This window comes from Bacillus sp. FDAARGOS_527, from assembly GCF_003812125.1.
Classification (GTDB): domain Bacteria; phylum Bacillota; class Bacilli; order Bacillales; family Bacillaceae_G; genus Bacillus_A; species Bacillus_A paranthracis.
The window spans coordinates 3,351,181-3,378,171 of sequence record NZ_CP033795.1; the positions used below are offsets into that span (position 1 = coordinate 3,351,181).

The 26,991-nt window shown below is 36.0% G+C and carries 26 protein-coding genes and 2 riboswitches; of the genes, 6 read left to right on the top strand and 20 right to left on the bottom strand.

The genetic code is table 11. From position 1 onward, the window contains the following. Positions 1 to 71: 71 nt before the first annotated feature. Entirely contained in the window at positions 72 to 287 is a 216-nt protein-coding gene (locus tag EGX95_RS20040; protein ID WP_001008331.1) for a DUF3912 family protein, read from the bottom strand. Positions 288 to 541: 254 nt separating this feature from the next. Here EGX95_RS20040 and EGX95_RS20045 point away from each other — a divergent pair, with 254 nt between their 5' ends. Next, entirely contained in the window at positions 542 to 853 is a 312-nt protein-coding gene (locus EGX95_RS20045; protein WP_001093243.1) for a hypothetical protein, read from the top strand. A gap of 36 nt (positions 854 to 889) precedes the next feature. On the opposite strand, the gene EGX95_RS20050 is transcribed toward EGX95_RS20045, so the two are convergent. The 6 genes from EGX95_RS20050 to EGX95_RS20075 form a co-directional block, all read right to left on the bottom strand. Beyond that, positions 890 to 1,378, bottom strand: a complete 489-nt coding sequence (locus EGX95_RS20050; RefSeq protein ID WP_000764271.1) for a hypothetical protein — start codon at positions 1,376 to 1,378, stop codon at positions 890 to 892. Between the two features lie 79 nt (positions 1,379 to 1,457). Next, entirely contained in the window at positions 1,458 to 1,832 is a 375-nt protein-coding gene (locus EGX95_RS20055) for a nucleoside 2-deoxyribosyltransferase (protein WP_001012348.1), read from the bottom strand. A gap of 90 nt (positions 1,833 to 1,922) precedes the next feature. Next, the gene (locus EGX95_RS20060; RefSeq protein WP_000817964.1) at positions 1,923 to 2,183 is read right to left on the bottom strand and encodes a DUF3966 domain-containing protein; all 261 of its coding nucleotides are present in this window, start codon (positions 2,181 to 2,183) and stop codon (positions 1,923 to 1,925) included. A 96-nt stretch (positions 2,184 to 2,279) separates the two neighbouring features. Beyond that, positions 2,280 to 3,338, bottom strand: coding sequence for an undecaprenyldiphospho-muramoylpentapeptide beta-N-acetylglucosaminyltransferase (gene murG / locus EGX95_RS20065; RefSeq protein ID WP_000724749.1), 1,059 nt, complete (start codon positions 3,336 to 3,338; stop codon positions 2,280 to 2,282). Positions 3,339 to 3,356: 18 nt separating this feature from the next. Further along, the gene (metH, locus tag EGX95_RS20070; protein ID WP_000649709.1) at positions 3,357 to 6,755 is read right to left on the bottom strand and encodes a methionine synthase; all 3,399 of its coding nucleotides are present in this window, start codon (positions 6,753 to 6,755) and stop codon (positions 3,357 to 3,359) included. Then, positions 6,755 to 8,587, bottom strand: coding sequence for a bifunctional homocysteine S-methyltransferase/methylenetetrahydrofolate reductase (locus tag EGX95_RS20075; RefSeq protein ID WP_000770335.1), 1,833 nt, complete (start codon positions 8,585 to 8,587; stop codon positions 6,755 to 6,757). The genes metH and EGX95_RS20075 overlap by 1 nt, the downstream gene beginning before the upstream one ends. Before the next feature lie 71 nt (positions 8,588 to 8,658). Then, positions 8,659 to 8,768, bottom strand: a riboswitch (SAM riboswitch). Positions 8,769 to 8,971: 203 nt separating this feature from the next. Then, positions 8,972 to 9,081: riboswitch (SAM riboswitch) on the top strand. 93 nt (positions 9,082 to 9,174) lie between these two features. Here EGX95_RS20075 and metI point away from each other — a divergent pair. From metI to EGX95_RS20095, 4 genes are all read left to right on the top strand, one after another. Beyond that, on the top strand, positions 9,175 to 10,287 hold the full coding sequence (gene metI / locus EGX95_RS20080; protein WP_000103877.1) for a cystathionine gamma-synthase/O-acetylhomoserine thiolyase: 1,113 nt from the start codon (positions 9,175 to 9,177) through the stop codon (positions 10,285 to 10,287). Continuing rightward, positions 10,284 to 11,447 carry a cystathionine beta-lyase gene (gene metC, locus EGX95_RS20085; protein ID WP_000122291.1) on the top strand — a complete coding sequence of 388 codons (1,164 nt, stop codon included), beginning with the start codon at positions 10,284 to 10,286 and terminating at the stop codon, positions 11,445 to 11,447. The genes metI and metC overlap by 4 nt, the downstream gene beginning before the upstream one ends. A gap of 158 nt (positions 11,448 to 11,605) precedes the next feature. Beyond that, positions 11,606 to 12,118: a cysteine hydrolase family protein gene (locus tag EGX95_RS20090; protein ID WP_000379160.1), complete on the top strand. Its 513-nt coding sequence runs from the start codon at positions 11,606 to 11,608 to the stop codon at positions 12,116 to 12,118. A 433-nt stretch (positions 12,119 to 12,551) separates the two neighbouring features. Further along, positions 12,552 to 12,842, top strand: a complete 291-nt coding sequence (locus EGX95_RS20095) for an ArsR/SmtB family transcription factor (RefSeq protein ID WP_000894375.1) — start codon at positions 12,552 to 12,554, stop codon at positions 12,840 to 12,842. A 143-nt stretch (positions 12,843 to 12,985) separates the two neighbouring features. Here the strand turns inward: EGX95_RS20095 and EGX95_RS20100 are convergent, their stop codons facing one another. Together EGX95_RS20100 and EGX95_RS20105 are read right to left on the bottom strand one after the other, a co-directional pair. Further along, the gene (locus EGX95_RS20100) at positions 12,986 to 14,098 is read right to left on the bottom strand and encodes a class I SAM-dependent methyltransferase (RefSeq protein ID WP_000525122.1); all 1,113 of its coding nucleotides are present in this window, start codon (positions 14,096 to 14,098) and stop codon (positions 12,986 to 12,988) included. Positions 14,099 to 14,107: 9 nt separating this feature from the next. Further along, complete coding sequence (locus EGX95_RS20105; RefSeq protein ID WP_000871248.1) at positions 14,108 to 14,737, bottom strand: MBL fold metallo-hydrolase; 630 nt, start codon at positions 14,735 to 14,737, stop codon at positions 14,108 to 14,110. Between the two features lie 170 nt (positions 14,738 to 14,907). Here EGX95_RS20105 and EGX95_RS20110 point away from each other — a divergent pair, with 170 nt between their 5' ends. Then, positions 14,908 to 15,081 (top strand): DUF2759 domain-containing protein, encoded by a 174-nt coding sequence (locus EGX95_RS20110; RefSeq protein WP_000524854.1) that lies wholly within the window; start codon positions 14,908 to 14,910, stop codon positions 15,079 to 15,081. 80 nt (positions 15,082 to 15,161) lie between these two features. On the opposite strand, the gene glcK is transcribed toward EGX95_RS20110, so the two are convergent. The 11 genes from glcK to EGX95_RS20165 form a co-directional block, all read right to left on the bottom strand. Continuing rightward, entirely contained in the window at positions 15,162 to 16,145 is a 984-nt protein-coding gene (gene glcK / locus EGX95_RS20115; protein ID WP_000391706.1) for a glucokinase, read from the bottom strand. Between the two features lie 19 nt (positions 16,146 to 16,164). Then, complete coding sequence (locus tag EGX95_RS20120) at positions 16,165 to 16,365, bottom strand: YqgQ family protein (RefSeq protein ID WP_000949156.1); 201 nt, start codon at positions 16,363 to 16,365, stop codon at positions 16,165 to 16,167. Between the two features lie 103 nt (positions 16,366 to 16,468). After that, positions 16,469 to 17,047, bottom strand: a complete 579-nt coding sequence (locus EGX95_RS20125; protein ID WP_001206420.1) for a 5-formyltetrahydrofolate cyclo-ligase — start codon at positions 17,045 to 17,047, stop codon at positions 16,469 to 16,471. 104 nt (positions 17,048 to 17,151) lie between these two features. Further along, the gene (gene rpmG / locus EGX95_RS20130) at positions 17,152 to 17,301 is read right to left on the bottom strand and encodes a 50S ribosomal protein L33 (RefSeq protein ID WP_001265616.1); all 150 of its coding nucleotides are present in this window, start codon (positions 17,299 to 17,301) and stop codon (positions 17,152 to 17,154) included. Positions 17,302 to 17,370: 69 nt separating this feature from the next. Continuing rightward, positions 17,371 to 19,725: a sugar phosphate nucleotidyltransferase gene (locus EGX95_RS20135; protein WP_000679285.1), complete on the bottom strand. Its 2,355-nt coding sequence runs from the start codon at positions 19,723 to 19,725 to the stop codon at positions 17,371 to 17,373. Between the two features lie 380 nt (positions 19,726 to 20,105). After that, the gene (phoU, locus tag EGX95_RS20140) at positions 20,106 to 20,762 is read right to left on the bottom strand and encodes a phosphate signaling complex protein PhoU (RefSeq protein ID WP_000251231.1); all 657 of its coding nucleotides are present in this window, start codon (positions 20,760 to 20,762) and stop codon (positions 20,106 to 20,108) included. Between the two features lie 168 nt (positions 20,763 to 20,930). Beyond that, complete coding sequence (gene pstB, locus EGX95_RS20145) at positions 20,931 to 21,746, bottom strand: phosphate ABC transporter ATP-binding protein (RefSeq protein WP_000226683.1); 816 nt, start codon at positions 21,744 to 21,746, stop codon at positions 20,931 to 20,933. 28 nt (positions 21,747 to 21,774) lie between these two features. Further along, positions 21,775 to 22,641: a phosphate ABC transporter permease PstA gene (gene pstA, locus EGX95_RS20150; protein ID WP_001242545.1), complete on the bottom strand. Its 867-nt coding sequence runs from the start codon at positions 22,639 to 22,641 to the stop codon at positions 21,775 to 21,777. Between the two features lies 1 nt (position 22,642). Then, positions 22,643 to 23,593 (bottom strand): phosphate ABC transporter permease subunit PstC, encoded by a 951-nt coding sequence (pstC, locus tag EGX95_RS20155; RefSeq protein ID WP_000323873.1) that lies wholly within the window; start codon positions 23,591 to 23,593, stop codon positions 22,643 to 22,645. 27 nt (positions 23,594 to 23,620) lie between these two features. Continuing rightward, positions 23,621 to 24,538 carry a phosphate ABC transporter substrate-binding protein PhoX gene (phoX, locus tag EGX95_RS20160; RefSeq protein ID WP_000871261.1) on the bottom strand — a complete coding sequence of 306 codons (918 nt, stop codon included), beginning with the start codon at positions 24,536 to 24,538 and terminating at the stop codon, positions 23,621 to 23,623. A 322-nt stretch (positions 24,539 to 24,860) separates the two neighbouring features. Then, on the bottom strand, positions 24,861 to 26,981 hold the full coding sequence (locus EGX95_RS20165) for a peptidoglycan D,D-transpeptidase FtsI family protein (protein ID WP_000516826.1): 2,121 nt from the start codon (positions 26,979 to 26,981) through the stop codon (positions 24,861 to 24,863). Between the last annotated feature and the right edge of the window lie 10 nt (positions 26,982 to 26,991).

Consider the following 26,991-nt stretch of genomic DNA (forward strand, 5'->3'; position numbering starts at 1 on the left):
ATAGAAAAAGAGAATACAATAACATATTCTCTTTCCTCACATATACTTCATTATCTCACAGCCCGTCCTTTTCACAAATAACCATTTTGTTCGCACCATTTATGAAATTGTCCTACGTCTACTCCAACTAACACGATATCTTTTAGCTCTACCTCAATGATTTGTTCTCCAATTACAATAGCAAACTGCGATTCTAATTTTGTCTCGTTTTTCTTTACAATTCCAATTCGGTTCCGATGCGGTCCATCTTTTATATATGCTTTTTGTCCTACAATATCAAAGTTCAAGATCTTCACCTCTTTTACTGCGCTCAAATTGGAAATACGATCTCCACCTCGGAAAATTTCCTTTCATTGCACTATTTCTCTATATATATGACGAAACAATAAAAGAGTCCTTCCTTCTTTACAATTATTTTTTCTTTGTTTCATTTTTGTGATTGAAACGTAAAGTTTATAATAAAATACACTTGGAAGCGCTTTCTATGTAATTTTTTATGTTATAATGTATAAGTAGAACTTCGTAAAGAGGGTTAAAAAAAATGAATACAAAAATGATAAAAAAAGTAATTGAAGCATTAAAAGTATATGGCTTTCAGAATGTATCATTCTGTGACAAAACGAAGCAATTTTTATTTCATAACGAAACAGATATTATGAGCGGCTATGCAGAAATAACATATAGTAGTCAATTTGAAAAATTCAACGTACAAATTCATCCTATTGAAACGCATCACCAAGCAGAGTTACAAGAGGTTGAAAGACATATACAAGCCTGTATAAGAAAAGTGGAATATTTAAACGCACTTCTTAGCGGACAAACGAAACTAGATGATAAAATTATTATAATGTAAAAAAAGAACGTGAGGTGATCACGTTCTTTTTTTACATTATACGTTCATCTTTTCTTTCAGTTGTAATCCTGTAATAGACTCTAATACATCCATTGCTTCTCCAAATGTCATGTCAAAAATTGTTTTATCTTCTATGTATGGAAATTGTCTGAAACGCTTTTCTAACATTTTCACAGCATCCGACGTAAAGTGTGCACTATCGATGCCAAATTCTGTTTCAAGAAGAACGATCCAATCTAACACATGAAAACCTAATCCATTTACGAATGAAATAAGTTTTTCTTCTGACTGTGAAGATAAGAATACGTGTCGTTCCATCTCACTAAAAAGTTCTTCTCCTAAAATATCAGCTAATTCATCATCATGTTCGCGGTCAATAATTTCTTCATAACCATAATCATCTACAAGCTCCTCAACTTCTTCACTATCTGCAAAAAGTAATTGGCTAAGAAGTGCCTCTTTCTTAAATTCGCTATTTTGTACGACTTCTAAAAAGCTCGTTTCCCATCCATTTTCTAATTTCATATTATGTACTCCTTTATATATGTTTCTTATCATCACTGTACCCAAAAGATCACTTTTATAACCTTTTAGATAGTTACTATTATTTCACATGATTCATAACATAAGATGCAAATTCTGCTGCATCTCCTTCAAAAATATTTATTTCTGGCAAATGATAGAACGTTGTTTGGAGCGGATTTCCTTCATGATATACATATATATTTTTCTCTAACGCGATCGCCATTCCAAACTCTGTATGGCTCCCGTTTCCGCCATCTAATATAAGTAAAAATATATCCGCTTCTTTAATAGCATTCTTTTCTGCCTGACCAATTTCTCTTAATTGCTCTTGATTCACAGCTCTTTCGTTTCTTGTCCAATCATATGTATGGTGCCATCCTGCATATTTCAGTTCATTTGCTACAGAACGTACAAGATGTTTATTTTGGAATCCTGAAGCGATATAAAAATTCATTTATATACACCCCTTCTTTATATACGGGAAACTCCTTTTTAGCGTTACTTGCTATATAATAAAAAACGACTTCAAAAAAAATCCCCATCTTTAAAACTTATTTGCGTTTAAATGATGGGATGCTTCATGATCTTCTTTTATTTTTTGCTTTTTATAACTTTCATCAGCTAACATTTCTAGTTCAGCTGTTATCTCTGATTTTTCAAGCTCTCTTTCTTGCGAAAACTTCCTTGAAATATAAACAATAACACTACCAACGTACAACACAAAGCATATAATAAGTGCAGTATTTTCATAGAGACTTAGCTCCAACACAGTCACTCCTAATCCATTCGTATTTTCACGCTTCATTAATTGGAATTTCCCTACTAATCCATTTGCTATTGTAACATAAAAACACCGTTTCTTGGAATCTTTCATCCTACTAAAAGAGGCATGATTGTTTCATCATGCCTCTGAAATATGTTGAATGATTGTTTGAATTGCTTCTTTTCCATTATATTTTTTTAGAGCTGTTCTATACACTTCATTATTTTGATTTAATTCTTCGACATGCTTTATAAGAGATTTCACAGTCACATCTTCTTCATACAATACGGAAGCATATCCTTGTCTCTCAAAAGACTCTGCATTTAGTATTTGATCTCCACGACTTGCAAATTTCGATAGTGGAATTAAAACCATCGGCTTTTGCAATGTTAAAAACTCAAAAATAGCGTTGGACCCCGCACGTGAAATAACAAAATCTGTTATGGCTAATATATCTGGCAGTTCTCCGTGTACATACTCAAATTGTTTATATCCTTCTTTATTTTGTAAACTATCATCAAGATTACCTTTTCCGCAAAGGTGAACAATTTGATATTTTTTCAGAAGTTCTGGTAACGCTTCTCGAACCGTTTCATTAATTTTTTTTGCGCCCAAACTTCCTCCCATAATTGTAATAACTGGCTTTTTACGTGAAAAACCTAAAAATGCTAAACCTTTTTCACGATTTCCCTTTAGTACTTCTTCACGTACAGGAGATCCTGTATAAATTACTTTTTCTTTCGGTAAATGTTTCGCAGCTTCTTCAAATGTAACAAATATTTTTGAAGCGAAACGGAGCGCAATTTTGTTTGCTAGTCCTGGCGTCATATCAGATTCATGTAATAAAACTGGTACCCTGTTTAACCATCCTCCAATTACGACTGGTACAGATACGAAACCACCTTTTGAAAAAATTACATCTGGTTTTAGTTTTCGAATCCTTACATACGCATCCATAACACCCTTCATCACAAGAAAAGGATCTTTTATATTTTTTAAATCAAAATAACGGCGTAGCTTTCCGCTCGCAATACTATAGTACGGAATGCCTTCCTTTTCTATAATCGTTTTCTCAATTCCTTGATGAGAACCAATATAAGAAATATCCCAATTTTGTTCTTGTAAATGTGGAATGATGGCTAAATTAGGTGTTACATGCCCTGCCGAACCGCCACCTGTAAAGACTATTTTTTTCATACGTCTCCCCCTTCTAGACTATAATACACTAAAATATCTTGCCTCGGGGTGAGAAAATACCATAGCCGTTACAGACGCTTCTGGCTCCATCATAAATCCTTCCGTTAATGAAATACCTATTTCCTCTGGATGAATTAAGCGAAATAACTTTTCTTGATCTGCGAGTTCTGGACATGCTGGATAACCGAAGGACACTCGTATCCCTCTATATTTCGTACGGAAGCGTTCTTCCATCGTCAATTCTGGCGAATCTGGAATCCCCCAGCGATCGCGAATGAGCATATGTGTTTTTTCAGCAAGTCCTTCTGCTAGTTCAAGCGCTAACGATTGAATAGCATGACTGCGTAAATAATCACCTTTCGCCTTCCACTCTTCAGCAATGTCACGAACACCTTCTCCAACCGTAACAGATAGGAAAGCAACATAGTCCATCTCATCTCCAACTGGGCGTAAATAGTCACCTAAAGTACGATATGGTGCTTTTCCTTGTCTTGGGAATGTGAAACGCTCTATAATACGCGTATGATCTTCTGGATCATATATTACAATATTCTGTCCGTCGCTTTGTGCTGGGAAAAATTGATACACTGCTTTCGGTTTTAACCAAGATTGTCCTTCCTGCAATAATTCATCTATTAAATCATTTAATTCATGCGCTCTTTTATCTCCCTCTCGCAAAAGTTTCTTCACACTTCCCTTTAGGCCAAGGTGATGTCCAAGCAGCATTTGTCTATTTAGAAATGGCGCGAGATGTGAAACAGGAACATCTCTTAATACAATTCGTTTTGTTGAATCAGGTACCATAACCTCTGATTTTGGTAATGGTTCAATTACTGCTGGAATTTCTACTTTCTTCTCTTCTTTTGTTACGATATGAAGATGACGTTCTTTTTTATCCTGCTTCATCTTCTCACGCTCTTCTTCTTTTTGAAGCTTATTAATAATATCCAGCCCCGTCATCGCATCACTCGCATAACATACGAGCCCTTTATAAGATGGCGAAATGCGATTATCTGTAAACTTTCTCGTTAACGCTGCCCCGCCTACAACAATTGGAATATCAATATCCGCCGCTTTTAAATCTTCAGCAGTCGTTACCATTTGTTGAGCCGATTTTACTAATAAACCAGAAAGACCTATAATATCAGGCTTCTTTTCTTGTACTTCTTGCACAATTCGATCTGAGCGAACATTAATTCCTAAATTAATAATCTCATATCCGTTATTTGCTAAAATAATTTCAACGAGATTTTTCCCAATATCATGCACATCACCTTTTACAGTTGCTAATAATACTTTCCCTTTTTTCGCACTATCGCTAGATTCCATATGTGGCTCTAAATAACTTACAGCAGCTTTCATACTTTCAGCACTTTGCAATACTTCAGCAACGATAAGCTCATTATTATTAAATAATCGTCCTACCTCATCCATTCCTGTCATAAGTGGGCCATTAATAATATCCAAAGGTTTTCTTCCTTCTGTAAGTGCGAGACTTAAATCTTCGTGTAAACCTTGTTTCGTACCTTCTACAATGTAATTTGCGAGCCTTTCATCAAGTGTTAATGTTTCTTGGACAACAACATCTTTCTTTTTTGCCACGCGATAGAAGTTTGTAAATTTTTCCAACGTCTCTTGCGTCGTTTCAAAAAGCAATGCATCTGCAAGGCGTTTTTCTTCATCAGGAATTGACGCATAGCGCTCTAATTTTTCCGTATTTACAATCGCGTAATCTAACCCTGCTTTCGTTGCATGATATAAAAAGACGGAATTTAACACTTCGCGACCAGCTGGTGGTAAACCAAATGATATGTTACTTACACCTAAAATCGTTAAACACTCTGGTAATGCTTCTTTAATAAGGCGAATCCCTTCTATCGTCGCAGCCGCCGAGCCAATATACTCTTCATCACCTGTCCCTACAGGAAATACAAGTGCATCAAAAATAATATCTGATGGGCGTATACCATATTTCGTCGTCAATAACTCATAACTTCTTTTCGCAATTTCTAGTTTTCTTTCCGCACTTACTGCCATTCCATCTTCATCGATTGTTCCAACTACAATTGCAGCACCATATTTACGAAGAAGCGGTGTCACTTTTTCAAATCGCTCTTCTCCATCTTCTAAATTAATTGAATTAATAACAGCTTTCCCTTGAATATAAGTAAGAGCTCGCTCCATCACATGTTCATCTGTTGAGTCAATCATAATCGGTACTTTTAACACTTTCGTAACTTCTGCCAAGAAGTTTTCCATATCTTCTATTTCATCGCGGTCCGGGTCTGCCATACAAATATCAATAATATGAGCATTTTTCTTCACTTGCGCTCTAGCGATTTCAGCAGCCTCTTCAAATTTCCCTTCTGCTACTAATCTTTTAAATTTACGTGATCCAATAACATTTGTTCTTTCACCAACAAATAACGGTCTCATGGAGTCATCATATTGCAGTGCCTCTAATCCACTAACCCCATGTCCCGCTCTCTCTTGCTGTTCACGAGGTTTAAGAGACGTTAATGCGGATTTCATTGCTTTTATATGTTCTGGTGTTGTACCACAACAACCACCGATAATATTAACCCATCCTTCTTCTGCAAATCGCTTCACTTTCTCGGCAAGCGAGGATGGAGATTCATGATAATGTCCATCTTCATCAGGAAGACCTGCATTTGGATAACAAGAAATGTAACACTCCGATAAATCAGATAGAGAACGAATATGGTCTCTCATAAACTCCGGACCAGTCGCACAGTTTAATCCAACAGATAATGGCTTCATATGTTCTACCGATAAGTAAAAAGCCTCAATTGTTTGCCCAGCTAGAGTCGTTCCCATCGGTTCAATCGTTCCCGAAATCATGATAGGTACAACTGTATTTAGTTCATCAAAAGCCGCTTGAATTCCAATATAAGCAGCCTTCACGTTACGCATATCTTGACTCGTCTCAACGAGTAATACATCCACTTCTCCTTTCAACAATCCTCTTGCCTGCCGTGTATAAGCTTCAATTAATTCTTCAAACGTTACACCACCAGTAACACTAATCGCTTTCGTTGTCGGTCCCATTGCTCCCGCAACATATATTTCCTTCCCGCTTTCTTCGACTGCTTGCTTCGCTAAACGCGCTGCCTTCTCATTTAGCTCCTCGTCTAAATGAGATAACTCATAATCACTTAGTACAATATTGGTTGCCCCAAATGTATTTGTTTCAATAATATCCGCTCCAGCTTCAATATAGGCTTTATGAATCTTTAAAATAACATCTGGTCTTGTTTCTACTAAATACTCATTACACCCTTCGTACTCCTCTCCTCCGAAATCTTCCGCAGTTAAATCCTCTTGCTGGATCATCGTTCCCATTGCACCATCTAATAGTAAGATGTTATTTTGTAATTTTTCTTCTATACATTTCATCAATTAATACCTTCTTTCACTTCTTGCTTTTCTCTCACATATTTAACAAGATGTTCTGTAATTTCATATTTTAAAAATGGTGTAATAAGATAAATGCCGTTAAAGTATTTCATCGCCGCATCGATCAATTCTTGAGAAATACGAATCCCTTCCTCAATTGCTGTCTCTTTCGTTTCATGTCCATCCATTCTCTCTCTTACTGCTTCAGGTAAAGTAATACCTGGCACCTCAAAATGAAGAAAATCTGCATTCCGTTTACTTATTAATGGCATAATTCCAATAAAAATAGGTTGTTCTAAATGCTTTGTCGCTTCATACACTTCTTCAATTAACGCGATATCATAGATTGGCTGCGTTAAGAAATATTCTGCTCCAGCATCTATTTTCCGTTCCATTCGCTTAACCGCTGCTTTTAAATGTCTTACATGCGGGTTAAATGCACCGCCCACAGAAAACCTTGTTGCCGGTCCAATGGATTTCCCTAAAACGGAACGCCCATCGTTCATTTCTTTAATCATTTTAATGAGCTCGATAGAGGACAAATCATATACAGAAGTGGCACCTGGAAAATCACCAACGCGCGCTGGATCTCCAGTTAAAGCTAACACTTCTTCCATGCCTAACGCTGATAATCCTAGTAAATGAGATTGTAGTCCGATGACGTTATGGTCTCTACATGTTAAGTGCGTCAATACCGGAATATCATGCTTCGTTAATAATGCTCCCATTGCCATATTCGAGATACGGGGCGATGCTAATGAATTATCTGCTAGAGTAATAGCATCTGCTCCAGCTCTTTTCAATGCTCTTGCGCCTTCAAAAAACCGCTGCGTATCTAACGTTTTTGGTGGATCTAATTCCACTACTACGGTCGTTTGTTTTTTTGCTTTCTCTGCTAAAGTGACATGAGCTTTTGAACGTTTCTCATGTGTATGAACTACTTTCGGTCTTTGAACCGTATCCTTTTCTATTACAGGCGTAACATTTAGAGTAGCACGTTTCATACTTTCAATATGCTCTGGAGTCGTGCCACAACAACCGCCCAATAACCGAATACCTTGCTCAATAAATTTCGGTGTCATCGCTTCAAAATAAGCTGGACTTCCCTCATATACGTATCGTCCCTCTACATAATTTGGGAGACCTGCATTTGGATATGCTGACAAGTAACCATTTTTCGGAATCGATATCATTTTAAAAGCTTCCGTCATATGAAGTGGCCCTAGTTGGCAGTTCAATCCAACAACATTTGCACCGTAATCTAAAAGTTGTTTTAATATTTCATTTACATCATTTCCATTTTGAGTCGTACCCGCCTCATGTAACGCCAATTGCGCTACAATTGGAATATTTGTTTCTTTTCGTAACACCTGGACAGCATGAAGTAATTCAAACTCATCATAAAAAGTCTCTAATAGCAGTCCATCAACCTGTTCTTCTAATAATGCACTTGCCTGTTCCAGTAACATAAATTCTCGCTCCATATCAGTTGTCGTAACCGCCCCGATATGTTTCATACCACCAATTGTGCCTAAAATTGCATTTCTGTCTGTAACAGATGCTTTCGCCAATTTTACTGCCGCTCTATTAATTTCAGTAACTTGATTTTCTAATCCATACATACGTAATTTCGCTTCATTTGCTCCGTACGTATTTGTTTGAATCACATCTGCCCCAGCCGCTACATATTGCTTATGAATCGATATAATTAAATCTGGATCAGATATATTCAATTCTTCAAAACTACTTTGCAAACCATGTGAATGTAATAACGTCCCAACCGCACCATCACCTATTACAATTCCTTTTGATAATAAATCTAGTAATTTCACAAATCTCCCTCATTTCTATCAATATAAAAACCCCCCTCTTCACTTTGAAGAGGGGGACATAATCGATCCTCCTCTTATTATGCAAAACATTCGTTTTGCAGGTATTAGCACCGTTTCAAACATTTCGTTTGAAGGTTGCCGGGTTTCACAGGGCCTTTCCCTCCACCGCTCTCAATAAGAGTTTGTCTTTATTATTTTATTTATGTAGCTAAAAGGAAATGCGTTCCCCTTTTAACAATGTTTGTTAATTTTTTTATAAATTTAGCACGCACAAATACAAAAGTCAATGACACTTGCGGAAAAATAAAAATTATTTAAAATAAAGTTGCAATTCAATTATCTTTTGTTGTAAAGTTAAAAACATAATAAAATTTCATACGAACATTCTTATCTAGAGAGGTAGAGGGACTGGCCCTATGACGCCTCAGCAACCATTAACATTTGTTAATAAGGTGCTAATTCCAGCAAATTGTGAAAGATTTGACAGATGAGAAGAAGACTCTATTCAAACCGAAAGCCTTCTTCTTAGAAGGCTTTTTTATTTTATATTCAACTAATGGTTCAATTTAAAAAGGAGGAATTTTCACATGTCAACTATCGAAACAAAATTAGCGCAAATCGGAAACCGGAGTGAAACTACAACAGGAACTGTTAATCCACCTGTTTATTTTTCAACTGCTTATCGTCACGAAGGAATCGGTAAATCTACTGGATTTGATTATTCACGAACTGGAAATCCAACGCGCGGCCTATTAGAACAGGCAATCGCAGACTTAGAGTGCGGCGAACAAGGTTATGCCTGTAGTTCAGGGATGGCAGCCGTTCTTCTTGTCCTTTCCCTATTCCGCTCTGGAGACGAACTTATTGTTTCTGAAGATTTATACGGTGGCACTTATCGATTATTTTCTGAGCACGAAAAAAAGTGGAACGTTCGATGTAGATACGTAAATACACAATCTATTAAACAAATTGAGCAAGCCATCACAACGAAAACGAAGGCTATTTTCATAGAAACTCCAACTAATCCATTAATGCAAGTTACCGATATTGCCGCTGTTGCAACTGTAGCGAAAAGACACGGACTACTTCTTATTGTAGACAACACATTCTACACACCTTATATACAGCAGCCATTAACAGAAGGTGCCGATATCGTACTTCATAGTGCAACGAAATATTTAGGTGGTCATAACGATGTACTAAGCGGACTTGTCGTTGCAAAAGGAAAGGAACTTTGTGAGGAAATCGCTCATTATCATAATGCCTCTGGTGCGGTCTTAAGTCCATTTGACTCATGGCTATTAATCCGTGGTATGAAAACGTTAGCGCTTCGCATGAGACAACATGAAGAAAATGCAAAAGCAGTTGTTGCTTATTTAAATAATGAGGATGGGGTAACAGATGTATTTTATCCTGGAAGAGGCGGCATGATCTCGTTTCGTCTGAAAGATGAAACATGGATTAATCCATTCTTACAATCTTTATCCTTAATTACATTTGCCGAAAGTCTCGGTGGTGTTGAAAGTTTAATGACATATCCAGCAACACAAACACACGCTGATATTCCTGAAGAAATTAGAACAGCAAACGGTGTATGTAATCGTCTTCTTCGATTTTCCGTTGGTATTGAAAATAGTAACGATTTAATTCAAGACTTACAGCAAGCCATTAAACTTGTAAAAGAAGGTGTAAGAATATGAGTTATTCTATAGATACACTCTTACTGCACAACCAATATAAACATGACTCGCAAACAGGAGCTGTTAACGTTCCCATCTATAACACATCAACATTTCACCAATTTGATGTAGATACGTTCGGGAAATATGACTATAGCAGGTCAGGCAATCCAACTCGTGAAGCTCTTGAAGACATCATTGCTTTATTAGAAGGCGGAACAAAAGGATTTGCCTTCGCATCAGGAATTGCAGCGATTTCTACTGCATTCCTCCTCCTTTCACAAGGTGATCACGTACTCATTTCAGAAGACGTATACGGAGGAACTTATCGAATGATAACTGAAGTTCTCTCCCGTTACGGTGTTTCACATACATTTGTTGATATGACCAATTTAGAAGAAATAAAGCAAAACATTAAGCCAAATACAAAACTCTTTTATGTAGAAACACCTTCCAATCCACTTTTAAAAGTGACAGATATTCGTGCTGTTTCTAAACTTGCAAAATCTATTGGCGCCCTTACTTTTGTTGATAATACATTTTTGACACCACTATTCCAGAAACCACTTGACCTTGGCGCTGATGTCGTTCTTCATAGTGCCACAAAATTCATTGCCGGTCATAGTGATGTTACTGCCGGATTAGCAGTTGTAAAAGATACCGATCTCGCTCAAAAACTTGGCTTTTTACAAAATTCATTCGGCGCTATTCTAGGCCCGCAAGATTGTTCTCTCGTACTTCGTGGTCTAAAAACATTGCATGTACGTCTTGAGCATTCAGCTGCTAATGCCAATAAAATTGCACACTATTTACAAGAGCACGCTAAAGTTCAAAATGTCTATTATCCAGGATTACAAACACATCTTGGATTTAACATTCAACAATCTCAAGCTACATCAGCAGGAGCTGTCCTATCTTTCACTTTACAATCAGAAGACGCACTTCGCCAATTTTTATCAAAAGTAAAATTACCTGTCTTTGCGGTTAGTTTAGGGGCTGTCGAATCGATCCTTTCCTACCCAGCTAAAATGTCACATGCAGCACTATCGCAAGAAGCTCGTGATGAAAGAGGGATTTCAAATTCATTACTTCGGCTATCCGTCGGTCTTGAAAATGTTGACGATTTAATATCCGATTTTGAAAACGCCCTTTCTTATGTAGAAGAACCTGTAAATGCATAGAGCGAAAAGAAGATATGAAATTAAATTTTCATATCTTCTTTTTATGTTTTCGATTATACTTTTTACTTTTCGTATAGTTCATAAAAAAAGAAAGAGTACATCCATTTCCAAGTAATGAATTAATTGATATATTAAGAAGTAAAAAAGGGGCAAAAATAATGGATACTTGTGCAGATATTTTAATCGTTATCGATCTACAAAATGGAGTATGTTATAGCGAAGAACATTTATTTGACTTACAAAACTTACTTACAAAAGTAAATAAAAGAATTTCTTCATACAGAAAATCAAATAAACCAATTCTTTTCGTTCAACATTGTGATGATGATTTAGTACCCGAAAAAGAACTTTGGGCTATTCATGCTGATTTAGATGTTCAAGAACAAGATTTTTTTGTAAGAAAGACACATGCCAATTCATTTTATAACACAAACTTAAAAGAGATTTTAGATCAATTATCTGTACACCGTATTGAATTTTGTGGTGCCCAAACAGAGTACTGTATGGATACCACGATTAAATTTGCCCATGGACTAGGGTACGAAAACTTCATGTTCCAGAAAGCAACCTCTACGTTAAATAATCCGTTTATGTCCGCAAAAGAGACAATTGATTTTTATGAAAATATATGGAACCACAGATTTTTAAAATTGATGAAAGATGAAATCTAGAATACATAACTAACGTCTTGGTAATTCTAAGATTTATCAGCTATATTCAAACATTTCATTTTCACCATAAAGAAGCTGACTACATTCGGCTTCTTTTCTTTTAACCTGTTTTATATTCTATATATAACATTATAATTCCTTTGTCATATTATTTTAAAAATTTCGTATATTCATTTGAAAGAATAAGAAAATCATGATAAAATTGTGTTACAAATATATCTATATCTTTCAATTTTTAAAACGCATCGAAATTTTCACCCAAAAATGTCATTTTACAAAACCGTGCTAAATTATCTACTTTATTTACATCAGGGTCTCTTTTCTTACAATTTCTTTACTTTAGGAATGTTTTTCTGCAACAACTGTTTTCTTTTCTTTAATTTTTTGGTATGTATAGTATGGTATAACAGCTCACACGGAGGTGGAAAAGAACATGTTAGAAACCTTTCAAAAAGAAATAGAACTATATGAAAGCAATGCAGAATTATTGAAAGTACTTGCTCATCCTGTTCGCTTATGTATTGTAAAAGGATTAATTGAACGCGGTCCAAGCAACGTTTCTACAATGTACACTGGCTTAAACATGCCACAATCTACAATTTCACAGCATTTAGCAAAGTTAAAAAGTGCTAAAATCGTTTCAAGTGAAAGAAAAGGATTGGAAATTTATTACAAAGTAGAAAACGAGACAATTATTCAACTCGTTCGCGTATTATTGGGTTAGGGACTCATAGACAGAGAAAAAGGACGTATTTTATATTTTTCATCTCATATCTTTAATATAAATATATATCATGAGAGGAAATATATGATGCTACATAAGTCGTATTAAAAAACAAGACACAGAACTATGCTGTGTCTTGTTTTTTATATTTTCAAATACCGATCCAAGTGTAACTGTTGCATATGTTTCGTATGTATAACAACATCACATGCACTCCCTAATCCTCCGCTCAAAATCATAGAATGAACTGCACGATTTTGTTTTTGAATTTCAGAAAAAGGATCCTGATCTTGATGATTCGTAAGCAGCTCTAGTATTCCTGCTGCTAACAAAAACTCAGATTGTTTCTTATGCCATACCATATTCATACCTTGCAGGCTAAACATTTCTTTCAGTTCGTCCCAATGAATATGAGTAGTAAGATCCATTTCACCTGGATACGCTAAAGGATTACGAATTAACTTATGCTCGTAATATCCTCGTAAGCTACCTTCTTGATGTGCAGGATGCATCCATTCTTCTTTTGTATATCCATAATCAACTGTAATACATACACCTCGTTGAAACCATTTCGCAATTTCTTTTATATATTCTTCCATCGCAATTGGCACTTCAAAACGCTGGCCTTCAGCGAGATGAATATTATATTTCAATAAGTATCGACCAATTCTTTTATGTAACGGCCTACATACTTCTGCAAGTTTCCCTTCCTCTGTGTACGTAACACGTACTTCATACAATATTCCATTTCTCTTCTCAATTACTTCAACAGGAAATGCATCAAATAACTCATTCGAAAAAAGAATCCCCTCGAACGATTCTCCCATTTCACTATGCGACGTATAATATGACACATTAGAAAAGGAACAAAGAGTCTTTTGCTGCAATTTTCTATGAAAAGGGCTCATTTCAATTATCGAATAGTTTAAATCAATAAAGGTTTCCGGTGATAATTGCTTCCATTCTTGTAAAACATCATAGGCAAACCTTCCTGTCCCCCCACCAATCTCACAAATATGTGGAGCAACTTCACCATTTTCAACAAGACGAACAAAAAACTTAGCAAAAGTTTTTGCAAACACAGAGGATACGTTGCTACTTGTAAAAAAATCCCCTTGTCTTCCTATTTTTTCACGTTCTTTCATATAATATCCATATTCCTCTGCATATAATGCGAGGTTCATATATGTACTGTATGAAATTGAATAATCCTTTTCTTTTTCCATCCATTCTTTTAAAATGAGCTCCATCCCCATACTAGCTCCTTACTGTAAAAATGGATTATTTTCTTTTTCAAAACCAATGCTTGTTTCTGGACCATGTCCACATAACACCGCTGTTTCATCAGGTAATACAAATAATTTCTCTTCAATACTTCCAATCAACTCTGCAAAACTTCCACCAGGTAAATCTGTTCTTCCAATACTCATTTGGAATAATACATCTCCAGAAAATACAGCATTCGCCTCTTTACAGTAATAAGAAATACTGCCTGGAGAATGTCCTGGTGTCTCAAAAATTTCAAAGTTAAATGAACCAATTGCTAATGCACCTTCTGCATCAATAATATGATCTGCTGGTTTTGCTGTAATGCTGCGATTCATCATAAAGATTTGAGAACCATTTACAGTTGCATCGCCTAACCAATCTGCTTCTTCTTTATGTACGTACACAGGAATATGAAAAGCGTCTCTTACCGCATCAACAGCACCAATATGATCAAAGTGAGCATGTGTTAATAAAACAGCCAGTGGCTTTAATTGTTCTTCTTGTAAATATGTAACGAGCTTCTCTCCTTCGTGACCAGGATCAAAGATAATACACTCATTTTGCTCATTCGTTAAAATATAAGCATTTGTTTGTAATGGGCCTAATGGCATTTGTATCCATTTCATATGAAAATCTCCTCCAATTATTAAACTTACTTTCAATGATACAACATTTTTTTCTCTTAGGAAAAGAAAGGATGCTATCTCGACAATCATTTTTAAAACATGTACAATATAAAAGAGTAAATATTCCAAAAACTCATATTAAGGAATGGGTAGACAGAGGAGGATATTGTATGGGCCTTGTTATTATTTTTACGCTTGTCACTCTGTTAGCTGTATTTGCTACGCTTAGAACACTTCGCGAAAAGAATTTTCTCGCGGGCGGCTTTGCACTTGCAACTGTACTCGTTTTCGGATGGTTTACAATCATGACTGTTCTATATAACGGGTACCCACCAGCAGCTTAATTCATTTACATGCTCGTCTTCATCAAGATTTCGCACAAAAAGAGGAAGGGTTTCTCCTTCCTCTTTTCATACTTCACAACTTATATCATCTTCGCTTCGTATTTGTGCTTTTTTACAAGCCAAGCTCCTCCGATAACACCTGCATCATTACCAAGTGTTGCAATAGCTAACTTCGTGCTCTTTACAGCACGTGAGAAAGCATATTGCTCAAAATAGCGTTGAATTGGTTCTAAAAGTGCATCTCCAGCTTTAGAAACGCCTCCGCCAATAACGATTTTCTCTGGGTTCAACGTGCTAGAAAGGTTCGCTACAGCTAATCCTAAATAAGAAGCTACCTTTTCTACTACTTCGCCTGCTAGTTCATCACCTTGTCCATGTGCTTCAAATACGTCTTTTGATGTGATACGTCCTTCTTCTGCTAACATAGAACGTAAAATACTTTCTTTATCAGTCTCTTGTATTTTTTGCATAGCAACACGCACAATACCTGTTGCAGATGCTACAGTTTCTAGGCAACCAGACTTCCCGCAATTACATGGGAAAGCATTCTCTGTAACGACTGTAATGTGTCCGATTTCACCAGCAGCACCGCTTACGCCGTGTACAATCTCTCCATTGGCAATTACACCGCCGCCAACACCAGTGCCAAGCGTCATACAAATTAAATCTTTTGCTCCTTCACCAGCACCTTTCCACATTTCACCAAGCGCTGCTAAGTTCGCATCATTATCAATCACAACAGGTAATCCTGTTTCTACTTCTAATAAATCTTTTAACGGATAGTTCTTCCATCCTAAGTTAACCGCTTCATAAATCATTCCAGACGCCACGTGTACAGGGCCAGGAGCTCCCATACCAATACCGATTAACTTACTTTTTAATTCGCCTAACTCTTCTAACTTTTTATCAATAGCTTTCGCTACATCAAGTGTAATATGTTTTCCTTGCTCATTTGTATTCGTAGGGATTTCCCACTTATGTAAAATTTCACCGTATACATTAATAAATGCTAATTTAATCGTTGTACCACCAAGGTCAACACCAACTAACCATTTCTCTTCCATGTTACTTACCTACCTTTATCTAATTCTTATTTAGCTCTTTTTGAATTTCTTGCTTCAATAAAAATAAAGCTGTTTGATAGTCTTGTGAATCGATTAGCTGTGATTGATTTAATTCACGCAATTCATCTTGCATTAATTGTAAATCTGCAATTCGATCTCCCGTATAAATAATCGTACCAAATTTCTTTAGCAATTGCTGAATATCATATATAGATAACATTTCATCACCCTCTATGCTCACTTACTATAAAAAATTATAATAAGAAAACGTTCACATATTTTATTATAATCAAGAAGAAAAAGTCTCGTCAATTTTTATTTGTCTATACAAGCCCATTTTTAACCATTGTTCCTTTTTCTGTAATAATTTTTTCTACATTTTTATCAAACGGCTCTATTGGAATATGGTCTACCATTTGAAAACTATAAGCTAATGATAGCGTTTTCCCTTTATAATGCATGAGATAACGATCATAATAGCCACCACCATATCCAATCCGTTCTCCTCGCTCTGTATAAGCTACACCTGGTACAATTTGAAGGTCAATTTCATCTGCATTCACTTCTTCCGTAAGCGCTGGAATTGGCTCACGTAAATTCATATACACTGTTTCCAATTGATCAAAATTACTAATTTGCCTAAAGGACATTGTTCTTGTTTCTTTATTACACTTCGGAACAACAACTTTCTTTCCTTCTTCCCAAGCTTTTTCGATAATAGAATATGTATTCACTTCATTTTCCATTGAAAGAGTGATTCCAATTGTTTTAGCTTCAGTCCACTCTTTTTGTGCATACAACGAAAATGCAATTTGCTCTGATAAAGTTGTATACCGTTCTTTTGATAAAGAATTCATGTGCTCTATTATTTGTTTACGTAAACGTAGTTTCTCTTCTCTCACACATTTTCCCCCTCACAGTGATACTTTGCTCTACGATGATAGTGTATCACTTTTAAGAGAGGAATCGAATAAAAAAAGAAACAGTAGGAAAATATTCCTACTGCTTACTTTGTTTCACGGTGTAACGTAGACTTCTTGTCACGCTTGCAATACTTTTTAAGCTCGATACGCTCAGCGTTGTTACGTTTGTTTTTCTTTGAGATATAGTTACGATCTCCGCATTCTGTACATGCTAGAGTAATATTCACACGCATTCTTATTTCCCTCCAGTACTAATAACTTAAATCAGACTATACTATAATACCACTTTTAAAATAAAAATTCTACACCTTTTGATATTGTCTAATTTTTTCTATAAGATTTTTCATGTTTTCCCTTGCTATTACTGGGTTTCTAGCATGTGAATACACTAAAAATTTCGGTTGTTTTGTGTCAGAAACGATATAAGACCACTCTTTTTCGGTATATTTGAACTGTACTCCTTCAAATATGCCTTCTTCCTTCCTTTCGATATCAGCCAATAATTTCCTCATCACCTTCCCTTTTTCATTCCACGAACATACAACTTCATCACAAAGTAAATAAAGCGGCGGGGATTGCTCTACTATGCTGAGAAAGGTTTTTCCCTGCAATGCTATTAACTCGAATAATTTTCCAATTCGATATAAAATATCTCGCTTCCATCTCGCTTGAAACGATTTTTTTTCATCCTGCGTATAAAATAGAAGATAACATTCTCCTAATTTCAAAGACATTGGGTAAATATTTCCTGCCGATTCCAGTAATAAATCTGGAATATCAATCTCTTCAAAATCCGTCCCTTGGTAAATATTACTATGATTATCATATAACTCGAAATAATTTCCTTGCTCTGAAAACATAAGCGCCATATTTGCTTTACTTGATTTCATTAAAGCTTTCACATGATCCTTTTGTTCGCCCGCATAAATCCACGTAACTGTGCATCCGAGTCTTTGCAAAAAGAGCATAAGCAAATGTTGTAACATATCATTTCTCTTATTAATAAGAAGATGGAACTTCTGTTTTTTTATTTTCTCAATATCAATACGCTCTAATACAGCCTCTATATAATTATGTAAAGAAACGTGTACTAGCTTATTCCGCCCCATTTCCTTCTCACATACGTAATAAAACGACTCAGACATATACACTTGTTCTATCGCTTTTTGCTGCTTATACGTTAACTGTGCCCCATCCCTACCATACAACTTTATAACAATCTCTTTTTCTTTTTCCGCTTGAATGAAAACCCCGCCCGCACATTGCAAATCTTGAATGCTGTACTGAAAAAGTGATTCGTTCATTTCTTTGCATTCCATCGTATGAATCCCAATACCATGAATTGCATGAAGAAAAAGATTTTTATAAGAAGTCGTTTCTATATGTTCTTGACTCCCGATTAATATACTTTCCCCTTTTGTGAAAAGAGATCCGTACGCCATCGCAACCTTTACAATAAATTGAGGTGTAATCTCCACATTACCTCTTCCTACAATGCGGCTTTTTTGCAACCATCCTGCACTCTTCTCACTTTCTTGAACACCAGCCGATCCTACTACCGAATGACTATCAATCGCCTTATATGGCCATAGTTTTCCCTTTTGCTTAATTACCGTACTTTTCCCTATATGACAATGGTCCGCTACAATGCTTTTTTGAAACAATGTAACATCATCTTCCACCATTGTATGTTCTCCTATTGTCGTTTCTAGTAACTCACAATATTTCCCAATGTGCGCATTTGCAAAAATAATACTCTTTTGAAGATGAGAATAACTTGAAACAACACTATTTTTCCCGATAATAGAGTATGGCTCAATTACAGATCCAGCACCAATTCTTGCTCCTTCACCAATAAAAGAAGGACCGTGAATTTTCGTTCCTTTTCCAATCGTTACCCCTTCTCCCATCCATACCATCGGTAATACTTCCGTATATGGGATAGGTACTTGCAATTTTTTCGTTAACAAATCAAATTGTGCTTGTCGATATTGATCAAATGTACCGATATCTAACCAGTAACCTTCTGACAAATATGCAAATAATGCGTTCTTATTTGCCAATAACGGAAACACATCTTGACTAAAATCAAAAAATTCTCGGGGCGGTATGTAAGAAAAAATTTCTGGCTCCATAATATATATACCTGTATTCACAATATTAGAGACTACTTCATTCCAACTCGGTTTTTCTATGTATCGTGTAACCTCTTGTTCTTTGTTCATTACAACTAAACCAAATGAGAGTGGATTTTCTACTTCCTTTACAAACATAGTTACCATTCTTTTCTTTTGTTCATGAAACGTAATTCCTTCTGATAATTGAAAATCAGTTAACGCATCCCCACTTATGACAACAAACGGTTCATCCAAAAATTTTTCCGCTTGTTTAATACTCCCTGCAGTTCCAAGCGGTGGAGAGTCTTCAAAGTAGTACAAGTTAACGCCCCATTTGCTACCGTCACCAAAATATTGCTTAATAGCCGCACTCATATACTGAACAGTAATTGCAATCTCACGTATACCATGCTGACGCAATAATTCAATGTTGTATTCTAAAACTGGCTTTTCTAATAATGGCAACATCGGCTTTGGAGTATTACATGTTAATGGTCTAAGGCGTCGTCCTTTTCCTCCAGCTAAAATAACCCCCTTCATATACTTCAGCCTCCACTTATATAATGTTCAGTAACTTCATATACGATATGTATATTATCTACCCAGCATTAACTAGCAGTATAAAATAAAGTGAAACTTTAATCAGTGGGGGTTTTCTTCATCCCCTACTAATTATTAGCCTTGACCAATCGGGCCGGCAGGCAGTAAAGTTCCCCCTTATATACATTCACCTTTCAACAACTGAAGAAAGCGCTTACCATTAACTTTTAAAATATTACTTAATAAGCGAATAACATATACGCCCTATTTTTTCCATTATATTATGATACATCTTATCATCATAAACTAAAGGAAACAACGAGCTTTTTTTGTCATGTTTTGACTAAAAAAAGCAGGTGATGTTTCACCTGCTTTTTTCTTTATTCATTTAATAAGTAATGCTTTCCCTTTACTAAATAAAAAACATTTTCAGCAATATTTGTAATATGGTCTGCTACACGTTCGATATATCTCGCTACAAAGGATAATTGTGTAATTTGTGTAATTGCTTCTGGTTGTTCTGGAACTGAAGATATAAATTCACGAATCGCTTTCCCATATATTTCATCAACAGAATCATCCATTTCGGCAATTTGCTTCGCAAAAGTTAAATTTTCTTGCTCATATGCATCTAGCGCTAACTGTAACATCTTATTTGCAATCGCAAACATCTCATCAAGATTGTGCAAACTAACAGACACGTCTTTTTCCCCGAGACGAATGGTTGATTTCGCAATATTAACAGCATGATCTGCAATCCGTTCTAAATCTGTCGCTGTTTTAATTGAAATGAAAATCCTTCTTAAATCACTCGCTACAGGTTGCTGCTTCGTAATGAGCATAAGCGCAAGATCATTTATTTCCTCTTCTAAATTATCCATACGATAATCACCATCTATTACCTCTAACGCTTTCTCTACATCCTTTTTATGAAGCCCTTCCATAGCAAGCAATAAAGCTTCTCTCGCTAGTTCACCAAGCTCAATCACCTTTTGCTGTAACGTTTTTAAATCACATTGAAATTGTTCTCGTACCATTGTTTCTTCCCCCTCAATATTATGTGCCACTATATATAACTCTCCTACCTAGCCTACTTATAATAAACCTTAAGATAGGAGAAGTATTACTTCTCCTATCTTAAATAAGGTAAAAATAAGAAATACCCTCTGTTAAGAGGGTATTTGCTCTTAGCCTTGCTAGCGACATCAACCGAATCGGCCTGTAATATAATCTTCTGTACGCTTATCTGAAGGTGTCGTAAATAATTTATTTGTATCTGTATACTCCACAACTTCTCCACTTAAGAAGAAAGCAGTTTTATCTGAAATACGCGCAGCTTGTTGCATGTTATGCGTTACGATAACGATACTAAAATCTTTCTTTAACTCTTGAATTAATTCTTCTACTTTTAATGTTGAAATTGGATCTAGTGCTGATGTTGGCTCATCCATTAAAATAACGTCTGGTTCAATCGCTAAACAACGTGCGATACATAGACGCTGTTGCTGTCCACCAGATAAACCGTATGCATTATCATGCAAACGATCTTTTAACTCATCCCAAATCGCTGCTCCACGTAAACTTTTTTCAACAATTTCATCTAACGTTTTCTTGTCGCTAATCCCATGAATTTTCGGACCGTATGCTACATTTTCATAAATAGATTTTGGAAATGGATTTGGTTTTTGAAACACCATTCCTACATGTGTTCGTAATTCTTCAACTGGATATGATTTATCAAATATATTGCGCTCTCTATATTCAATTACGCCTGTAGTTCGCACGATTGGTACTAACTCTACCATACGATTTAATGTTTTTAAGTACGTTGATTTACCACAACCACTTGGCCCGATAATTGCTGTAACTTCATTCTCATGAATACTTAAGTTAATATCTTTTAAAGCATGGTCTTCTCCATACCATAAATTTAAGTTTTTCGTATCAAATACTACTTTCTTTGGCGCAGTCTCGATTTTCTCCTCGTTTTTCACCTGTACATTTACTACTGTTGCTACCATTTGAATTCCCCTTTCATCCATTTCCAACTTATTTTCGATTTCGTAACCATAGGACAACTATATTGATCAAGAGCAACAAACCTAACAAAACAATCATCCCAGCAGCTGCTACATACTGAAATTCTTCCTGTGGTCTACTCATCCAATTAAAAATTTGAATTGGTAAAACTGTAAATCTATCAAACATACTAAACGGAACATAATTTGCAAATGCAAGTGCCCCGATAACTAATAACGGTGCCGCTTCTCCAATCGCTCTTGATATCGCTAACGTACAACCTGTTATAATTCCTGGGAACGCATATGGCAATACAACTTGATACATCGTTTGCCACTTCGTAGCACCTAACCCGTAAGAAGCTTCTAATAATGACCTCGGTACAGATCGTATCGCTTCTTGACTCGCTACAACAACTGTCGGTAAGACGAGTAAGCTCATCGTCAGTGCCGCTGCAATAATACTCTCACCTAAGTGAAGAGCGTATACAAAAATGGTTAAGCCGAGTAATCCAAATACGACGGAAGGTACTCCTGCTAACGTTTGATTATTAATTTCTATTACCTTTTTAAATATAGATTCCTTCGCATATTGCTCTAAATAAAGAGCAGTTCCGACCCCAAATATAAAGGAGAGTGGTATAACAATACTCATAAATAATATTGTTCCTGACAAAGCTGCAGCAATCCCAGCTTCTTTCGGATTACGCGAAGCGAAGTTTGTAAAGAAATCTAACGAAAGGTAACTGACACCTTTTTCAAAAATTTGAAAAAGCAAAATAAGCAGGATTACTATTGAAAACAAAATTGCCATATAAAATAACAATTTGTAAATTCGATCTTTTAAAAAACGTGATGCCATATTTTCTTGTATTTTTTTATGATTCAACATGCGCATATTATGTCACCCTCCTAAAGCGGCGCATAATAAACTGCGAAATGATGTTCATTATAAAAGTAAACAAGAATAACGTTGCGCCTACAGCGTACATGCTGTAATAAGTAATTGTTCCATGCGGAGCATCACCTAAACTCACTTGCACAATATAAGCTGTTAACGTTTGAATAGAGTGTGTCGGATCGAGAGATACGTTCGGTGTGGACCCTGCTGCAATTACAACGATCATCGTTTCACCGATTGCTCTTGAAGCAGCTAATATAATTGCTGCCGTAATCCCTGCGAAAGCTGAAGGAAACACGACTTGTTTTACCATCTCAAACCGAGTTGCTCCAAGTGCCAACGAAGCTTCTTTCGTTCCTTTTGCTACAGCTCTCATTGCATCTTCAGACAGAGATGCAATTGTAGGTATCATCATAAAGCCAATAACAATACCTGGACTAATCGCATTAAAAAACTGTAAATCAAGTATAATCCGTTGTAAAAGCGGTGTAACAACTGTTAATGCAAAAAAGCCATATACAATTGTCGGGATACCTGCTAATAGTTCTAACATCGGTTTTAATACTTTTCTTACACTGTTTGAAGCATATTCACTTAAAAATACGGCACACGCTAAACCGATAGGAACTGCTACGCACATAGCGATTGCTGTTACAAGTACCGTTCCACATATAAGTGGTAATATACCGAATTTAGGATTTTCAAAAAAAGGTAACCATTCTTTCTCTGTCAAAAAGGAGAGCAATGATATTTTTTTAAAAAACATTATTGTTTCATTAGAAAGCGTAAAAATAATTCCAAGTGTCGTCGCAATAGACACGCTAGCAATTATTTTTAGTAATAATGGAACGATTCGATTGATTCGCTGCGTTTTTTTTCTATGTTTTGTATTTCTTTCAATCAAATGTTGTACAGAAAATGTAATTTGACTTTTGTCATTATAAGCCAAAGATGAAAACCCCTTTCCACCCTGACATTACCTTTTTATTTCTGTTAACATCCGCAGCTGTTCATTGTATTTTTCTTTTGGTAATTTTACATATCCAACCTCTTCAGCAAGCTTACCAACATGCTGAATCATAAACTCAATATAACTTGCTACATTCATTTTATTTCGGATAGATGCATGATTCACATAAGCAAATAGCGACCTAGATAACGGCTTATACTCACCTGATTGGATGGTATCTTTCGTCGGAAGTACACCATTCACTTTTATTGCTCTCACCTTATCTCGATTGGCCATATAATAAGCATATCCTACAAAACCAATGGCATTTTTATCATTCATTACCCCTTGCATAATAACTTGATCATCTTCAGACAAAGAGACTTTTTTTACAATGCGACTTTTTTGTAAGATGACATTTTGAAAATAATCATACGTACCAGAGTCTACACCTGGCGCATAAAACTTTACCTGTTCACGTGGCCATGATGAATGAATTTGTGACCATCGCTTTTCACTTTCATCTTCACTCCATAATAGACGTAACTCGTCTACCGTCATATTATCTACCCAAGTATTTTGACGGTTCACAACGATCGTAAGGCCGTCATAAGCGACTTCAAACGGTGTAAACTGAATGGAGTTTTTCTTCATTTCATTTTCTTCCACTTGTTTCATTACTCTCGAAGCATTATTTATATCTACTTCTCCTTTACTGAAACGATTAAATCCTCCTCCTGTTCCAGAAACACTGATGGAAATTTTCACGTTTGGATGCACCTTTGTATATTCCTCCGCTACTGCTTCTATAATAGGAAAAACCGTTGAGGATCCATCAACTCTCACTTCTCCCATTTCATTCACAGCAAATGCAGTAGACGTGCCAACATAAAAGAAACATGTAGACAGTATGAAAACTTTAATTGATGCACTTATCCATTTCACGTGTTCTTCCTCCTAGAAGTAACCGGAAATAACAGGATTACAGATATAAGAATACTGCTAAACTATTAATTCGGTTTTAATTGTTTGTAAAAGTTTTGTAAAGTTCCACAAGAATCAACATTAGGTAAATTATTAATCCGTAGCCACTGTTCATCTTCACTGAGGATTGGTCCATAACTTCCATAGTGAATGCATACGTATTATTTGCAAGGTCCCTTAAAATTCCGATATGATCTGCTTGTCCACTTTATTAAAACGTATGCATGAATCAAAAAAAAAAGCACACTATCTTTTCAGATAGTGTGCTTTTTTTACAACTTTTTTATTCATCATCTTGCTTTTTATTTTTCTTATCTATTTCCTCTTGTGTAGCTTCGCCATTTTCTACCTTTTTCAAATCAAAGTACGCGTCCATAATGTCACGACTGATATATCCGTTAATACCTGATTTATCATCTACCCAAGGTACAACAACAGAAAATGCTACTTCAGGGTCTTCAAGTGGCGCATAACCTACTAATGTTAAGTTATATGTTTCTTTACGCTCACCGTTTGCTTTTCTACCAATCTCTTTATCTCCGCCATACACAGTTTGAGCTGTACCTGTTTTACCAGCAGCTTTATATGATGCGCCTGTAAAGTATTTCGCAGCTGTACCACCAGACTCATTAAATACTTGTCTAAATCCTTCCTGAACACGTTTAATTTGTGATTCAGGCATATCAATACGGTTTAGTACTTTTGGTTCCATTGAGTGAACGACTTTTCCAACTTCGCCTTGTTTCGCTTCCGGTTGACGAATTTCTTTTACAACTTGCGGCTGCATACGGTAACCACCATTTGCAATTGTTGAAACATACTGTGCTAATTGAAGTGGTGTATATGTGTCATACTGTCCAATTGATAAATCTAATAAGAAACCAGGCTGATTTCCTCTACCTATTTGACCCGCAGATTCGTTTGGTAAATCGATACCTGTTTTTACACCAAGTCCAAACTGTCCGAAATAATAGCGCATCGTATCAAATGCTTTTTTTGGTACATCTAACGTACCACCTCTCACATATTGAACACCTGCGATATTCATCGCTGTTTTAAACATATATACGTTAGAAGACATTTTTAATGCTGTCAGATCATTAATAGATCCCATCGTCTTCCAAGAAGATTTTTTCGGCGTTCCTTTCAATACGATTGGTTCATCCAGTTGGTAGGAACCCGGTTGAATCGCTTTTGTTTGATATCCTGTAAGTACTGTCGCACCTTTTACAGTTGATCCCATCGGATAAGAACTTGTCATCGTTCCTAATGCGAAATCTTGCACTTTCGTTTCGCCATTTTCTTCCACTAACTGTTTCCCTGCCATAGATAAAACTTCACCATTTTTTGGATTCATCATTACAACGAATGCGCGATCTAAAAGAGGTTGTCCCCCTTTATATCTCAATAAATTTTTCGTGATAATTTCTTCTACACGCTTTTGTAATTCCATATCAATTGTTAAATTCAGATTGTTACCACTTTGCCCTTTTGATACATTAATCGTTTCTAAAATATTACCGTTTTTATCCGTAATATTTCTCACTTCCGCTTTATTACCGTGCAAACTATCTTCATATTGCTGCTCAAGATAACTTTTCCCTACGCGGTCATTTCGATTATAATCACGAACAAGATAGTAATCTAGTCTTTCTCTAGGTAAACCTTCATCAGACGTTGACACGCCGCCAAGTACACTTCGGAATAAATCATCATAAATATACTTTCGATCCCAATCAACATTCGTATCTACACCTGGTAATGTTGCTAGATTTTCACTAATAATCGCATATTCTTGTTCTGTAGCATCCTTTTTAATGACTTGTGGCGTCATCGCATATCCGCCGTCCATTTTGCTTTTAATCGCTAGCACTTCTAAATCTTTTGCGGATAATTGATTCACTTCTTCTTCCGTCACGCGATTTCGTTGACGCTCATCTAATTCTTTATCGTCAATTTTTTTATCTTTAAACTCTTGACGATCTTTTTTCGTAATTTTTTCTTGTGCTTCTTCTTTATGAATAGCAAGCCAATAATCTTTTTTATCGCGATCTGTTAATTTATCTGTCGGTACTTCAATCAAATCTGCTAATCTTTTCGCTGTTTCTAAGCGAGCCTCTGCAGTTGATCCTTTCATTTTTGTAAATGTAATCGTACGTACAGCTGCATTATCTACTACAGCTCGCCCATAACGGTCAAATATTTTCCCACGTGGTACAGGATTACTTATCGTCGAGTTTTCTTTCCTCTCCACTTCATTCTTATATTCCTCACCGCGAACAATTTGTACATAACCAAGCCTTACAATAACCGCGGAGAACATTAAAAACACGCAGAAAAACAGCACGTTTAACCGAAAAGGAACGTGAGTCTTTTTCTTTTGTTGTTTCTGCTTCTTGCCCATACAAACCCCC

Coding starts and splice junctions, on each gene's coding strand:
- EGX95_RS20120 (WP_000949156.1), bottom strand. CDS start 16,365: ATGTTATCTATATATGATATTCAGCAATTGCTAAAGAAATTTGGTACG.
- EGX95_RS20100 (WP_000525122.1), bottom strand. CDS start 14,098: ATGGGGATGGAGCTCATTTTAAAAGAATGGATGGAAAAAGAAAAGGAT.
- pstB (WP_000226683.1), bottom strand. CDS start 21,746: ATGGTAGCAACAGTAGTAAATGTACAGGTGAAAAACGAGGAGAAAATC.
- glcK (WP_000391706.1), bottom strand. CDS start 16,145: ATGGAAGAGAAATGGTTAGTTGGTGTTGACCTTGGTGGTACAACGATT.
- metC (WP_000122291.1), top strand. CDS start 10,284: ATGAGTTATTCTATAGATACACTCTTACTGCACAACCAATATAAACAT.
- EGX95_RS20165 (WP_000516826.1), bottom strand. CDS start 26,981: ATGGGCAAGAAGCAGAAACAACAAAAGAAAAAGACTCACGTTCCTTTT.
- EGX95_RS20105 (WP_000871248.1), bottom strand. CDS start 14,737: ATGAAATGGATACAAATGCCATTAGGCCCATTACAAACAAATGCTTAT.
- metH (WP_000649709.1), bottom strand. CDS start 6,755: ATGAAATGTATAGAAGAAAAATTACAAAATAACATCTTACTATTAGAT.
- EGX95_RS20045 (WP_001093243.1), top strand. CDS start 542: ATGAATACAAAAATGATAAAAAAAGTAATTGAAGCATTAAAAGTATAT.
- EGX95_RS20135 (WP_000679285.1), bottom strand. CDS start 19,725: ATGAAGGGGGTTATTTTAGCTGGAGGAAAAGGACGACGCCTTAGACCA.
- murG (WP_000724749.1), bottom strand. CDS start 3,338: ATGAAAAAAATAGTCTTTACAGGTGGCGGTTCGGCAGGGCATGTAACA.
- rpmG (WP_001265616.1), bottom strand. CDS start 17,301: ATGCGTGTGAATATTACTCTAGCATGTACAGAATGCGGAGATCGTAAC.
- EGX95_RS20095 (WP_000894375.1), top strand. CDS start 12,552: ATGTTAGAAACCTTTCAAAAAGAAATAGAACTATATGAAAGCAATGCA.
- EGX95_RS20090 (WP_000379160.1), top strand. CDS start 11,606: ATGGATACTTGTGCAGATATTTTAATCGTTATCGATCTACAAAATGGA.
- EGX95_RS20050 (WP_000764271.1), bottom strand. CDS start 1,378: ATGAAATTAGAAAATGGATGGGAAACGAGCTTTTTAGAAGTCGTACAA.
- phoU (WP_000251231.1), bottom strand. CDS start 20,762: ATGGTACGAGAACAATTTCAATGTGATTTAAAAACGTTACAGCAAAAG.
- pstA (WP_001242545.1), bottom strand. CDS start 22,641: ATGCGCATGTTGAATCATAAAAAAATACAAGAAAATATGGCATCACGT.
- EGX95_RS20060 (WP_000817964.1), bottom strand. CDS start 2,183: ATGAAGCGTGAAAATACGAATGGATTAGGAGTGACTGTGTTGGAGCTA.
- metI (WP_000103877.1), top strand. CDS start 9,175: ATGTCAACTATCGAAACAAAATTAGCGCAAATCGGAAACCGGAGTGAA.
- EGX95_RS20110 (WP_000524854.1), top strand. CDS start 14,908: ATGGGCCTTGTTATTATTTTTACGCTTGTCACTCTGTTAGCTGTATTT.
- EGX95_RS20055 (WP_001012348.1), bottom strand. CDS start 1,832: ATGAATTTTTATATCGCTTCAGGATTCCAAAATAAACATCTTGTACGT.